Consider the following 12681-nt stretch of genomic DNA (forward strand, 5'->3'; position numbering starts at 1 on the left):
TTTTTAATTTATGGTAAGGGCGGGAAAACCCCGCCCTGTTGAGATGAAATTAAACTAACTTAAAACCCAGCTAACCAGTGTTCTCACACCAAAACCAGTTGCCCCAGCACCATTGTAGCCATGTTCCTTATCAGCCCAAACTGGTCCGGCAATATCTAAATGCGCCCAAGGAGTATCCTTGACAAACTGCTTGAGAAATAAAGCCGCAGTAATTGAACCGCCATAACGAGGTCCGGTATTTTTCATGTCAGCAATACCCGATTTTAACCCGTCAAAATATTTATCTTCCATCGGCATCCGCCAAATTTTCTCACCAGCACTATCAGCGGCTGTTTGCAGTTGGGAAGCTACCGCATCATCTGGTGTAAATAAACCAGCGATATCTTCACCCAAAGCTACCACACAAGCACCTGTGAGAGTAGCTAAATCAACGATCGCATCCACACCCAATTTATCAGCATAAACCAAGGCATCAGCCAAGGTTAATCGCCCTTCAGCATCGGTGTTGTTAACTTCGATGGTTTTGCCATTTGATGCAGTTAAGATGTCTCCAGGGTGCATAGCCTTACCGCTAATCATGTTTTCGGTGACGGCGGAGATAAAGTGAACTTCTACATCTGGTTTTAACTGCCCAATGGCTTTAGCAGCGCCTAAAGTTGCGGCTGCACCACCCATATCCATTTTCATGGTTTCAATGCCGCTACCAGCCCCTTTAATGTTCAAACCACCGGAATCAAAAGTTACACCTTTGCCGATAATTGCCAGTTTTCGTCTCGGTGTGGTGGCTGGTTTGTAGATGAGGTGAATGAATTTTGGTGGTAAATCAGAAGCTTGGGCAACTCCCAAAAATGCGCCCATACCGAGGTTTTCACATTCTTCCTGTTCGAGAATTTCCAGTTCTAACCCGTGTTCGTGAGCGATCGCTTGGGCAGTTTCTGCCATAGTAATAGATGTAACCGCGTTAGCTGGGGCTGCTACTAACTGTCTCGCCAAAATCACACCAGAAACAATTTGATTAGCACGGGCAATAGCAGCTTCTTGTCCTGCTAAACCAAGTAAATCAATAGTTTCGATCTGGGGATTTTTATCTTCTGGTTCAGATTTAAAGCGAATATCTTGGTAAAGTGCTAATTCTATGCCTTCAGTCAATGCCTGGGCTGTGGCGGCTGGATCATTGTTCCACAGTGGTAAACTGATTCCCAGGGTTTTGGTTTTTTGCTTTTTGGCGGTTCGGGCTACAGTAGCCGCAACCCGGCGTAAATTTTCTAATTTCAGCGCGTCTGGTTTCCCTAAACCCACCAAAATCAGCTTCCGCACGGCATAAGTCGCACCTAAGCGAATGACGATGATGCTATTTGCCTTACCTGTAAATTCTTCTTCGGCAATAACTTCTTGGAAAATTCCTGCATATTTATCATTTAAGCTGGCAAGATCACCAGTTAACTCTACTGCGTCTTCAAATAAGCCAATGGCTAAAGTATCACCAGTCCAATCTAATAATGCTGTATTTGTAGGTTGAATCGTCATTTTTGTAAGTTCTGTTGATCTTCCGTCATGTACCAGTATTGCTCAAATTTTCTGAATCATGGGCGTTTGACGCAACGTCTTGACAATCTGGTAGAATTAGAAACGATTTACAATTGTCCAATTTACAAAGTTTTATCTGTTTTTTAGAAATCTGCTGCTTGTAAAAATTATTAATATGTCTAAAGATACAAATCAACCCCAACTACCACCAACTAGTGCCATTGAGAGTGTAACTAATGTTGCATTTGAAAATTGGTTTGAATATCCAGTTAGGGCGCAACCTCACCACACGGACTATGCAGGTATTGTTTGGCATGGCACTTATTTGACCTGGATGGAAGAAGCACGGGTAGAATGTTTGCGTTCTATTGGCATTGAATTTGCTGATTTAGTGGCGTTAGGTTGTGATTTGCCTGTGGTGGAGTTATCAATCCGTTATCATCGATCAGTGCAGTTAGGGATGTCAGTCTTAGTAAAAACACGGATGGCTGAGGTGACTGGAGTGCGAATGAACTGGCACTATACCCTTGTTTCTCCTGATGGTCAGGATTTATACATTACTGCTCAGGTGACGTTAGTGGCTTTAGATCGGGAAAAGGGGAAAATTATGCGGCAGTTACCACCCGCGTTTCAAGATGCTTTAGCGAAGATTTCTGGATCTCGGAAGATTGGGTAATTATTAAAAATGAAAAATTAGATTTTTTAGGGCAATATCCAGGTTGAAATTGCCCAAAATTATCTACTTTTGTCTATCTAACCAAGTGACTAAATCAGATATTGCTGAAAAGTCTAAAAACTCTTCTCCTAATATTTCTAATTGTTCAGTGGATAATAAGCGCATCTTTTCAATTATTGGTAAAGATATTTCACCAAACCGCCGATTTAATTGACGATTCAAGAAACGAAAAGCTTCTTTTTGTTCTCCTATTTTTTCTCCTTTGAGTTCACCCTTTTGCAAAATATCCTGATAAATTACAGATTCTTGCATAATATCCTCGCTCAATAATTGACGAATTAGATTTCTCTCGAATCGTAAACCTGCTAAAATCTCTTTTTACAAACATTATCAAAACTCACAATTTACACCCTTTGGGTAATGGTTACAATTCTGACTATCACCCAAGGATGATTTTGGGTAACAACTGGTTTTATCATGGTGAATGTCTCCTTATTTTAGGAAGCCGGAAGTCAGCAGGAAGCCTCGGAAACTCATTTGCTGGCTTCTGACAATATTTGTAGTTTTGTTGATGGGTTTCCATAGCCTCTATCATAATAAATGTCACTTTTTCACTGGCGTTTGGGAGAAAGTTTGAGCAAATTGGCTGATTTGCTGCCAAATATCTTGGGGAGTAATACCGAAGCCAAAGTATAATAACATGACAACAGTGGCAGAGATAATGGCCGTTTTAATCGTGGTTTTAATTAGTTTCCAGAGAATGATAAAAACTATCCAAGCTACTAATAAGGTAATAATCATAGAATTAAGAAACAGGGAGTTGATACTGAGTTTTTTCCCAAATTAAACAGTAAAATCAGGATAATAAACTATTCTGGGGAAAAATTGCAACCTTCCTGGGCTAGTAGTCTGTCAAATTTATTTTGACGGGTTTTTGGTAGTGCGGGCATACTTCGACAAGCTCAGTACAAGTCTTGCCCGCGTGAGCGAGACGCTCACACTACAGTCCGTCATTTTTGGATTGACAGACTACTAGATGCTTCTAATATATTGGTAAAGTGTAACTTTTACGCCAAGCTGTACTAGCTAGAAGCATGAACTACGAAATAGCTATTTTTTTAGTTATACATCGCTACTTTAATTACTTTCCGTGCCTTCATATCCATGAATACCTGTTCTAAATCCTGTAAAGGTCGGTGTTCACTAATAAGTAAGTCAAAAGGAATTGTACCACTAGCGATGAGCGATAAGGCTGCTTTCACATATTCTGGTGTATTGTGAAATACGCCTTTGAGAGTAAGTTCACTATAGTGCAATTGTTCGGTATTGACAGAAATTGTGGTATGTCTTGGACAACCACCAAATAAATTGATAGTTGCACCAGGACGACCGCAAGCGATCGCCGTTTCCCAAACACTCGGTACACCAGTAGCCTCTATAACTACATCTGCACCCCAACCAGCGGTTAATTCCCTAACTGTGTTGGCAATAGCCGTAACTTGATGATAATTGAAAGTCTTTGCCGCGCCTAGCTTTTTACCAATTTCTAACCGTTGGTTATTCCCACCCCATAATATTACCTCAGTATATTTCGCTAATACTGCCACAAACATCAAGCCAATTGCGCCATCACCCAAAACCACTACTTTGTCATGGGGTTTGACACCAGAACGGCTGATACCATGTAATACACAAGCCAGCGGTTCAGTCATCGCCGCTAATACTAAGGGTAAATGTTTAGGAACTAGTAATAAATTATGCTCAACTATAGGAGCAGGAATTTTCAGATATTCCGCAAATGTCCCATTATTCCAAGTTAAATGGGGACATAAAGAATATTCTTGGCGTTGACAAAAGAAACATTTCATGCAGGGAGCAGAATTATTTGCTACCACGCGATCGCCTACCCGCCAATTCGTCACCCCAGCGCCGACAGCTACAATCCGTCCCGCACCTTCATGACCAAACAGTGTCGGCGGTGTCAACATTTTAGCATGGCCACCACGTCGCCATACCTTCAAATCTGTCCCACAAGTAGTGGCTGCTTCCACCTGAATCACCACCTCGCCGGCTTCGGGAGTCGGGTCAGGAACTTGTTCTAGGCGTAAATCCTCTTGTCCGTAGAGTAGTGCTGCTAACAAAATTTTTCACCCATAAAAAAGAAGTATGGCTTAAACCACGCTATCAAAACCTATTAAATACGCTTTTATACCATACTTAATGACATCGGCATATATTTTGTATTTAAAATTAGCAATTCCTGCTTTTACCTAAATTTATGCTGATGAGTTTTCTATTCCCCATGTTCAAAAATTCAAGAACTCAAAGCCGTTTGGGGTAAAACTTCTTGATTACGGGTTTCCAACTTAGATAGTAGATTAGATCCACTACTTGTATTTAAAACTGGTACTTCTTGTCTACAGGAAAGACAAAACCAATAAACCTCATGATGACGGACATGACGCAGAACCGAACCACCACAGCAGGGGCAGGTGTTAACTATGATACTCATACAATGTCCTCCTTTAAAAAAAATTAAACCCTGGCAATGTTATGATTGATCTCGACATCACCATTAAACAATTGAAAATTCTAAATTTATGGTTTATTTAGTAACATTCATTTTTTATAGTTTTTTATTCCCCCATTCGCAATTCTCAGATTTAGAGAAATTGGTGGTAAAAACCTATGAATAAATGCTAAATTAACCAGCTTTATGGGGTATTTATCCAAGCTGATTCTTTGATCAAAACAATGAAAACCTGTGAGAACATTATCAAACTATAAACTAGTATAGTCCTTATTCATCTATCTTAGGGATCATAAATATATAATTTTCATGAGACAATCACTTTACCATTATTTTGCAGTCGTTTTAATAATTAACTCATGAAAATTGCTACTTGGAATGTGAATTCTGTGCGGACACGTTTAGAACAGGTTATCAATTGGTTAACAGAAAATCCGGTTGATGTTTTGTGTTTACAAGAAACCAAAGTCATAGACAAGGACTTTCCTAATCTTGCGTTTGAAAATTTAGGCTATTATCCGTATATTTCCGGGCAAAAATCTTATAATGGTGTGGCTTTAATTAGTCGTCAACCTTTGACAGATGTAAATGTGGGTTTTGGTGCTATTTTGCCAGAAATAGCATCAGCATGGGATGAACAAAAACGGGTAATTTCTGGTATAATTGAAGGAGTAAGAATTGTTAATCTTTATGTTCCCAATGGTTCAGCTATCGGTAGCGACAAGTATGAATATAAGTTAGGCTGGTTAAAAATTCTCAAGGAATATTTACAGACTTTACTATTATCAAATCCTACTATTTCTATGTGTGGTGATTTTAATATTGCCTTAGAAGATATAGATATTAATGATAAGGTAAAGATAGATAATCACATTATGGCATCTGCATTAGAACGTCAAGCGTTACGAGATGTTCTCAGTTTAGGTTTTGGAGATGCTTTTCGTAAATTTAACAACGCAGGAGAAAATTATAGTTGGTGGGATTATCGGACTGCTGCTTTTAAGCGTAATTTAGGTTGGCGAATAGATCATCATTATCTTACACCAACTTTGTATGAACGCGCCCAAAGTTGCACTATTGATATTGAACCCCGGAAGTTAGTTCAACCTAGTGATCATACACCAGTAATTCTGGAATTTTAACAGATTTTAGATTTCAGATCCCCGACTTCTCAAAGAAGTCGGGGATCTAGTTTTTCTTGTTTTTCAATTATCTCCCTAACAATAAACCTCTAAAGAAATAAATCATATTTGTGAATATCTGTTCTATCCATAATATAGACTGATCTAACCATTCCAGAATTTGTTCTAATGGGTGTTTTTCATAACCTAATGATGTGGCAGAAATATCAATCCAGTCAGGCTTAAAATTAAATCCTTGGCTGGTTTGACTATCTATTTCTGGAAATTCCTCATTTTTGGGTTCGGTTGCTTGCTGACCTATTTTGCGGTGAATCTTAGAGAATTCTCTTTTTGCTTGAGGTTGCTGTACTGATTCCTCAAGTTTGGTATTTGTTTCACCAAATAAATCATTCCATGTCAACCAATTATCTCCTAAAGAATCACGAGAATCTAACTGATTATTTGATGATAAAACCTTTTTAAAATCAGATTTATTTTGGACTTTTTCTGGAGAAGAATTTGAGTCAAGTTGATAATTATTTCTACCTCCAAAAAAGTAATTTATCGCGGCTGCTATTAAATCAGAAATTTGTAGTTGCGGAGATTTTAAATCATCGTGATTAACTGCTAATCCATTAACCTGATTTTGGAAATGATTGACAATTTCCTGGCTATGTTTTTGGACAGGAACTAAAGTCGTAGTTTCTAAATTAGCAATTAATTGATCGAGAAATCCAAAAAGTTTAATGGGATTTAATAGAGATTTTCGTGCTATGATAGAATCTTCGTCAGTTAGCTTATTCAGCAGATGATCAATTTTGGGCAATAATTCTTTTTGCTGGTAAGCAATTAATTGTAAAGAATACCGATATTCGCTAATTTCGCTATTAATTCTATCGGCTAATTTGACGTTTTGCTGCGGTGTAAAAACATCGAAAATCCGATTATCAGCACTGACTAAGACTAAGTTTCGGGTTTGTAATTCTATAGCAATTCCCTGTACCGTGGGTATATGCTGTTGGAGAGTATTTTCTGAAGTTGGAAAATTCGGTTTGGGAAAAATTTTCTCCCACAAAGATCCTAAAAATGTGAAGGGATTTGTTTTTGGGGAAGTTGGTAAATCAGCATCTCCAGGAGGAAGATTTTTGACAACATCTAATATAATTTGAATTGGTGCGTCACTAGAGGGGGGAGTTGATGAATGTAATTGTTTTGCTGTGCCATTTTGTTGCCATAATTGGTAAAGTGGATAAAGTAGAGAACCTAAACCCAACCCAGTAGCAACTTGCAAATTTTTGACGGTGTTTTCCCATTTTTGTGTCAACCGTCGAGAATGCTGGTAGACAAAGTTAAAGAGTTTGCTTTGATAGCGGTTTGAAGAATCGGAAGACATGGTAGGTAATTATGTGTAAGTTGTAGGGTGAGGTTATGAAACTCCCAGCAAGTTGTAAATTTTCGTCAGTGTCAATTATTTATATTATTTTATTGGCAATATGAATCTTCCTGTATCCTCATTAAATACCAAATCTATATCCACAGCAATTGAAAATTTGCGTTCTTGTTGTCAAGTTGATATCCAGTCCACCTGGAGATATCAGGAAACTGACGAGGTAGTTACTGATTTTATCCCATTTAGTTTAACTGATTGGCAACCTGTTGAGCTAAATGAAAAAGATCATATTTTCTGGAAAGGGGGAAAACAGGTATTATGGTTAGGACAAAAATTTTCTGTTCCTGAGAATTTACACAACTTTCCCTTAACGGGTTTGTCTTTGCGCGTGGCTTTGGTATGGTGGGCAGATTTAGCGGAAGTATATGTTAATGGTAAGTTAGTATTGACGGGAGATTTGTTTGATTCTTCACCGCGAGTATTACTCAGTTCTAGTGTAACTCCTGGGGAAGAGTTTACCATAGCTTTGCGGTTGGTGAGTCCGGGACATTGTGATGGGGCGTTGATGCGATCGCTTGCAATTTACGAGTCAACAGATTACAATCATCCTGATGCTGGTTTTATTGCTGATGAATTAGCAGTTACGGAAATTCTTATCCAAAACTTCGCACCAGAAAAAATTCCAAATTTAGCTGGGGAAGTTGAGAAAGTTACAAATCTTAAAGACGCAGAAAATCAAGATTGGAAAACATATTTGGTGAATTTGCGAGAAACCTATTTGGGTTTATCCGAATTTATCAACGCCCAAAAATATAAAATCAATTTATTAGGTCATGCCCATTTAGATTTAGCATGGTTATGGCCTGTAGCCGAAACTTGGAAAGCAGCACAAAATACTTTTGAGTCAGTTTTACAACTCCAAAAAGATTTTTCTGAATTGATTTTCTGTCATACCACACCAGCGTTGTATGCTTGGGTAGAAGAAAACCGTCCCGACTTGTTTAGAGAAATTCAAAACCAAGTTAAAGCCGGAAAATGGGAAGTTTTGGGAGGTTTTTGGGTAGAACCGGATTTAAATTTAATTGCTGGTGAGTCTATAGTTCGTCAGTTATTATATGGACAAAGGTATTTTTTGCAGAAGTTCGGAAAAATATCTGCTGTAGTTTGGGTTCCCGATACCTTTGGTTTTTGTGCGACATTACCCCAATTTTTGGCAAATGCGGGAATTGAATTCTTTGTGACGCAAAAACTCCGCTGGAATGATACAACTAAATTTGATTATGACTTATTTTGGTGGCGATCGCTCGATGGTAGTCAAACATTAAGTTTCATGTCCGCACCTATCGGCGAAACCATCGAACCTGTTAAAATGGCCAAGTACGCTTGTGAGTGGAAAACTCAAACAGGTTTACAAGATTCCCTTTGGCTTCCTGGTGTTGGTGATCATGGTGGTGGTCCAACTCGTGATATGCTGGAGACTGGAAGACGTTGGGAACATTCCCCAATTTTCCCCAAGTTAGAATTTACAACTTCGGAAAAATATCTTCAGCAAATAAAATCCGCAAGTCAAAACTTACCAGTTTGGGAAGACGAACTTTATTTAGAATTCCACCGCGGATGTTATACTACCCACGCAGACCAAAAACGTTGGAATCGCAAATCTGAACATCTATTATATAGTGCTGAGTTGTTCGCAACTTTAGCAAATATTCTTTGTGGTGCGGAATTTCCGCAAACAGAAATAGAAACCGCGTGGAAAAAAGTTTTATTTAACCAGTTTCACGATATTTTACCCGGTTCTTCCATTACCCAAGTTTACGCAGACGCAATACCCGAATGGGAAGCGGTGGAAAAAATGGGAACGAAAATATTAGAAGACTCATTAATCGGAATCACATCCAAAATCAGTATACCACAACCTCCCAATTCTGAGAGTATCCCCGTCATAATTTTTAACTCTCTCAACTGGGAACGGTCGGAAGTTGTTACAGTTGACTTATCAAAAATCATCACCCCAAATTATCCAACCTGGAAAGTTGCTGATATTGAAGGAAAAGAAATTTTATCCCAAAACTGCGAAAATTCAACTTTATTATTTTTCGCAACTATCCCCTCTATAGGTTACAGCATTTTCTGGATTTCTCCCTCTTCCCCCCAGCCGAAAATATTCCCCAAAAACTGGATATTAGAAAACGAATATCTGCAAATTCAAGTTAACCCCGAAACCGGAGATCTAACCAGCGTCTTTGATAAAATTAAACAAAGGGAAATTTTAACCGGTGCGGGAAATCAACTTCAAGCTTTTACCGACAGCGGCCAATATTGGGATGCTTGGAATATAGATCCCGATTATAACACAAAACCCCTCCCTCCAACCGAATTAAAATCAATTCAATGGCAAGAATATGGAGAAATTCACCAACGGTTGCGAGTAGTGCGTCAACTGGGAAAATCGGAATTTTGTCAAGATTACATTTTGGAACTTGGTTCACCAATTTTGAAAATAACTAATACTGTAAATTGGCAAGAAAATCAGGTATTAGTAAAAACAGCCTTTCCTCTCAATCTCCAAGCCGAATTTGCCACTTACGAAATCCCCTGCGGTGCTATTCGTCGTCCCACAAACCCCCAAACCCCCGCCCAAAAGGCAAAATGGGAAGTCCCCGCTTTACATTGGGCAGATTTAACCACAGATACAGAAGTCGGAAAATACGGAGTTAGTCTCCTCAATGATTGTAAATATGGTTACGATGCCCAACCTAGCCAACTGCGTCTGACTTTGCTAAGAAGTTCCCATTGGCCAGACTCCCAAGCTGATAGAGGAATACACGAATTTACCTATAGCTTATACCCTCATTTGGGCAGTTGGGAAGAAGCAGAAACTGTAAAACGTGGTTATGAGTTAAATGTCCCTTTTCAAGTATTAGTAAATCCAGATAATTATCAATGTAATTCAGATGGTTGTCAAAGTCAAAGTTTTCTAGATTTATCAGCGGATAATTTGATTTTAATGGCACTTAAACCCAGTGAAGATGATTCGGAGAAATTCATTCTTCGCTTTTATGAATGTCATGGAAAAACAGCGAATTTATCTTTGCAAAGTCAGATTTTAAATTTAGGAGAACCAGTTGATTTATTAGAGAATTGTATTAAACCAGAGGAAAATATTCAACCTTGGAAAATTGTGACATTTCAAGCCACATTAATTAATTGTTCTCAGGATTTAGCTAAAGATAAATGTTTACCATTTTCTTTGTAAATAATTACTGTAAAGGTGCGAATTTTCATAAGTTTTATTGCTGAATTTCCTCCTTTTCTGTATTGACAAATACTGATGCAATCTAATAAAATGGAAAGGGCTAATCTTTTTCAAAAATAACTTATGGGAATTGAAGAATTATTGCTACCATTTCGAGAACAAATATTAAAAATTGCCACTAAGTATGGTGCTTATAATCTGCGAGTTTTTGGTTCTGTTGCTAGAGGTGAAGCAACACCAGATAGTGATATAGATTTTTTAGTAGAACTTAAACCACAAAGTAGTTTATTTGATTATATTGGTTTAATGCAAGATTTAGCAGCATTGCTAGGACGAAAAGTGGATATTGCTGAACCTGGTAATTTACATGAATTAATTAGAGATAAAGTATTAAGTGAGGCTGTACCTTTATGAAAGATGAGAGTTGAGACTAAAAACAGCTATAATAAATTAACCATAGGTATCTAAAAATGACAACTATATCTATAGAATTACCAGAAAGTGTTTTTTCTAGCTTGGGAAAAGAACCGGATGAATTAGCTAGAGAAATGAAAATAGCTGCTGCTGTTAAATGGTATGAATTGGGAGAAATATCTCAAGGTAAAGCGGCAGAAATAGCAGGTTTAAATAGAATTGAATTTATGGATGTTCTCATTCGTTATAAGGTTTCTCCATTTCAATATACTGCGGAAGAATTAGCTGAGGAAATTGCTTCTTTAGATGAATAGACATGAATAAAATAGTTATTAATACATCACCGTTAATTGTGCTATTTAAAAGTCAGCTTACCTATTTACTACCACAGTTATTTACAGAAATTATTGTTCCTACTGGTGTATGGAGTGAAATTGTCAAAGCTGGTAAAATAGATATAGCATCTCAAGAATTACCTAATGCTAATTGGGCAAAACCAGTTACTATTTCGGAAATTTCTGCTTTAATTGTACCTTGGGGTATAGATTTGGGAGAATCAGAAGTTTTGACATTTGCTTTAGAAAATAGTGGTTATCGCGCAGTTATTGATGATGCTGCTGCTAGAAAAGTGGCGAAAAGTTTAAATATTCCATTTATGGGAACTTTGGGAATATTGATTTTAGCGAAGAAACAGGGATTAATAACTTCTATTGATGAACCAATTCAATCTTTTAAAAAAGCTGGTTTATGGTTATCTAATGATTTAATTCAGGTTCTTAAAGAACAGGTTAATGAATAAATCATGAGATAGTAAGGTAGGAGTTTAGCATTGTTAAACCCTCAACTTTCATTTATAAATTATCATTGTTGTTATAAAAGATGATCGGTTTAACTATAATGAACTTTTTATAGATTTTCTATAAATTCTTCAGGAGTAATTTGTGCTTGTTTAAGAACACCGCTTAATGTACCTACTTTTAATTCTGGATGTAATGGTACAACACAACCAACTTCTCCATTAATTGTTTGTTTTTTCATGATTACATGACTACCTGTTTGTCTAATTTGATAAAAACCCATACGTTCTAATGTCCGAATTGCTTCTTTACTAGAAATTCGTGGTAATTTAGGCATAAGTAACCTCTATGCTAGTCACATATCTAGGAGAGGTTTCTGGTAAAGGAAATTCTTCTAAATAAAGTCGTGTTGCTTCTTTTAAACCTGTTATTGCTTGTTCTATAGTTTCTCCTTGATCTACAGTACCAACTTCTGGACATTCAGCGATATACATATCATCTTCTTTGTAGATTATGACTGTAAAACTGCGACTTTTCATAGTTTTTATGAGGTTTATATTTAGGTTTATTTTAACATTAATTGTCTACTTATTAGAAATAAATCTTTTCTCTGTCTAAATATTCTTCTTTGATATCCAGTTTGAATGTAGGAAAATGATACTTACGTTTTTTGATGGGAATGATGACAATTTCCACTTCATCACCATTTTGTAAGGTATCGGGTAAACTGTCTTGGAGAATAATTGTTTGATTTTGGATATATCCTTTCATATTTTTGAATAAACTGATAAAGGACTTTTTTGTTGTACTCTATTATAACGTAAAAATCAGGATTTAGCATTGCTAAACCCCTACAGATGAAAATGCTTTAGATGCAACTTTTAAACTAGCAAGACGGGAAGGTTTAGCTGCTGATGATGCTGCTTATTTACAGTTAGCTTTGCGGTTAAATTTACCATTAGCAACT

14 protein-coding genes and 1 pseudogene are annotated in these 12681 nt (G+C 37.3%); 6 read left to right on the top strand and 9 right to left on the bottom strand.

Annotated elements, in window-relative coordinates; translation table 11 throughout:
* Positions 1-54: 54 nt before the first annotated feature.
* Entirely contained in the window at positions 55-1527 is a 1473-nt protein-coding gene (locus BMF77_RS13505; RefSeq protein ID WP_148763464.1) for a leucyl aminopeptidase, read from the bottom strand.
* Positions 1528-1702: 175 nt separating this feature from the next.
* Here BMF77_RS13505 and BMF77_RS13510 point away from each other — a divergent pair, with 175 nt between their 5' ends.
* Positions 1703-2203 carry a thioesterase family protein gene (locus BMF77_RS13510; protein ID WP_148763466.1) on the top strand — a complete coding sequence of 167 codons (501 nt, stop codon included), beginning with the start codon at positions 1703-1705 and terminating at the stop codon, positions 2201-2203.
* A 63-nt stretch (positions 2204-2266) separates the two neighbouring features.
* Here the strand turns inward: BMF77_RS13510 and BMF77_RS13515 are convergent.
* The 4 genes and pseudogenes from BMF77_RS13515 to BMF77_RS13530 all read right to left on the bottom strand — a co-directional run.
* Positions 2267-2578, bottom strand: a pseudogene (locus BMF77_RS13515) (DUF4351 domain-containing protein); the annotation flags it as partial.
* Positions 2579-2806: 228 nt separating this feature from the next.
* Positions 2807-3004, bottom strand: a complete 198-nt coding sequence (locus tag BMF77_RS13520) for a hypothetical protein (protein WP_148763468.1) — start codon at positions 3002-3004, stop codon at positions 2807-2809.
* Between the two features lie 317 nt (positions 3005-3321).
* On the bottom strand, positions 3322-4344 hold the full coding sequence (locus tag BMF77_RS13525) for a zinc-binding dehydrogenase (protein WP_148763470.1): 1023 nt from the start codon (positions 4342-4344) through the stop codon (positions 3322-3324).
* Between the two features lie 173 nt (positions 4345-4517).
* Positions 4518-4715, bottom strand: a complete 198-nt coding sequence (locus BMF77_RS13530) for a hypothetical protein (protein ID WP_148763472.1) — start codon at positions 4713-4715, stop codon at positions 4518-4520.
* Between the two features lie 377 nt (positions 4716-5092).
* On the opposite strand from BMF77_RS13530, the gene xth reads away from it, so the two are divergent.
* The gene (xth, locus tag BMF77_RS13535; protein ID WP_148763474.1) at positions 5093-5875 is read left to right on the top strand and encodes an exodeoxyribonuclease III; all 783 of its coding nucleotides are present in this window, start codon (positions 5093-5095) and stop codon (positions 5873-5875) included.
* Positions 5876-5942: 67 nt separating this feature from the next.
* Here the strand turns inward: xth and BMF77_RS13540 are convergent, their stop codons facing one another.
* The gene (locus tag BMF77_RS13540) at positions 5943-7247 is read right to left on the bottom strand and encodes a hypothetical protein (RefSeq protein WP_148763476.1); all 1305 of its coding nucleotides are present in this window, start codon (positions 7245-7247) and stop codon (positions 5943-5945) included.
* A 100-nt stretch (positions 7248-7347) separates the two neighbouring features.
* Here BMF77_RS13540 and BMF77_RS13545 point away from each other — a divergent pair, with 100 nt between their 5' ends.
* The 4 genes from BMF77_RS13545 to BMF77_RS13560 all read left to right on the top strand — a co-directional run bounded on the left by BMF77_RS13545 (position 7348) and on the right by BMF77_RS13560 (position 11716).
* Positions 7348-10503, top strand: a complete 3156-nt coding sequence (locus BMF77_RS13545) for an alpha-mannosidase (RefSeq protein WP_148763478.1) — start codon at positions 7348-7350, stop codon at positions 10501-10503.
* A 123-nt stretch (positions 10504-10626) separates the two neighbouring features.
* Positions 10627-10917, top strand: coding sequence for a nucleotidyltransferase family protein (locus BMF77_RS13550; protein ID WP_015078281.1), 291 nt, complete (start codon positions 10627-10629; stop codon positions 10915-10917).
* A 56-nt stretch (positions 10918-10973) separates the two neighbouring features.
* The gene (locus BMF77_RS13555) at positions 10974-11231 is read left to right on the top strand and encodes a UPF0175 family protein (RefSeq protein WP_148763480.1); all 258 of its coding nucleotides are present in this window, start codon (positions 10974-10976) and stop codon (positions 11229-11231) included.
* A 2-nt stretch (positions 11232-11233) separates the two neighbouring features.
* Positions 11234-11716 carry a DUF3368 domain-containing protein gene (locus BMF77_RS13560; RefSeq protein WP_148763482.1) on the top strand — a complete coding sequence of 161 codons (483 nt, stop codon included), beginning with the start codon at positions 11234-11236 and terminating at the stop codon, positions 11714-11716.
* Between the two features lie 107 nt (positions 11717-11823).
* Here BMF77_RS13560 and BMF77_RS13565 read toward each other — a convergent pair whose 3' ends face one another.
* Genes BMF77_RS13565 through BMF77_RS13575 form a run of 3 tightly spaced genes read right to left on the bottom strand, consistent with a single transcriptional unit; the run spans position 11824 to position 12485 of the window.
* Positions 11824-12051 (bottom strand): type II toxin-antitoxin system HicA family toxin, encoded by a 228-nt coding sequence (locus tag BMF77_RS13565; RefSeq protein ID WP_015078279.1) that lies wholly within the window; start codon positions 12049-12051, stop codon positions 11824-11826.
* Complete coding sequence (locus BMF77_RS13570; RefSeq protein ID WP_015078278.1) at positions 12044-12253, bottom strand: type II toxin-antitoxin system HicB family antitoxin; 210 nt, start codon at positions 12251-12253, stop codon at positions 12044-12046. The genes BMF77_RS13565 and BMF77_RS13570 overlap by 8 nt, the downstream gene beginning before the upstream one ends.
* Before the next feature lie 52 nt (positions 12254-12305).
* On the bottom strand, positions 12306-12485 hold the full coding sequence (locus BMF77_RS13575; RefSeq protein WP_148763484.1) for a hypothetical protein: 180 nt from the start codon (positions 12483-12485) through the stop codon (positions 12306-12308).
* Positions 12486-12681: the final 196 nt, after the last annotated feature.

The sequence above is a fragment of the Dolichospermum sp. UHCC 0315A genome (genome assembly GCF_008121535.1).
In the GTDB taxonomy this organism is placed as follows: Bacteria; Cyanobacteriota; Cyanobacteriia; order Cyanobacteriales; family Nostocaceae; genus Dolichospermum; species Dolichospermum lemmermannii.

Excerpts from the sequence above, each read along its gene's own strand:
- BMF77_RS13505 (WP_148763464.1), bottom strand. The coding sequence starts at position 1,527 with ATGACGATTCAACCTACAAATACAGCATTATTAGATTGGACTGGTGAT.
- BMF77_RS13510 (WP_148763466.1), top strand. The coding sequence starts at position 1,703 with ATGTCTAAAGATACAAATCAACCCCAACTACCACCAACTAGTGCCATT.
- BMF77_RS13520 (WP_148763468.1), bottom strand. The coding sequence starts at position 3,004 with ATGATTATTACCTTATTAGTAGCTTGGATAGTTTTTATCATTCTCTGG.
- BMF77_RS13530 (WP_148763472.1), bottom strand. The coding sequence starts at position 4,715 with ATGAGTATCATAGTTAACACCTGCCCCTGCTGTGGTGGTTCGGTTCTG.
- xth (WP_148763474.1), top strand. The coding sequence starts at position 5,093 with ATGAAAATTGCTACTTGGAATGTGAATTCTGTGCGGACACGTTTAGAA.
- BMF77_RS13540 (WP_148763476.1), bottom strand. The coding sequence starts at position 7,247 with ATGTCTTCCGATTCTTCAAACCGCTATCAAAGCAAACTCTTTAACTTT.
- BMF77_RS13545 (WP_148763478.1), top strand. The coding sequence starts at position 7,348 with ATGAATCTTCCTGTATCCTCATTAAATACCAAATCTATATCCACAGCA.
- BMF77_RS13550 (WP_015078281.1), top strand. The coding sequence starts at position 10,627 with ATGGGAATTGAAGAATTATTGCTACCATTTCGAGAACAAATATTAAAA.
- BMF77_RS13555 (WP_148763480.1), top strand. The coding sequence starts at position 10,974 with ATGACAACTATATCTATAGAATTACCAGAAAGTGTTTTTTCTAGCTTG.
- BMF77_RS13560 (WP_148763482.1), top strand. The coding sequence starts at position 11,234 with ATGAATAAAATAGTTATTAATACATCACCGTTAATTGTGCTATTTAAA.
- BMF77_RS13565 (WP_015078279.1), bottom strand. The coding sequence starts at position 12,051 with ATGCCTAAATTACCACGAATTTCTAGTAAAGAAGCAATTCGGACATTA.
- BMF77_RS13570 (WP_015078278.1), bottom strand. The coding sequence starts at position 12,253 with ATGAAAAGTCGCAGTTTTACAGTCATAATCTACAAAGAAGATGATATG.
- BMF77_RS13575 (WP_148763484.1), bottom strand. The coding sequence starts at position 12,485 with ATGAAAGGATATATCCAAAATCAAACAATTATTCTCCAAGACAGTTTA.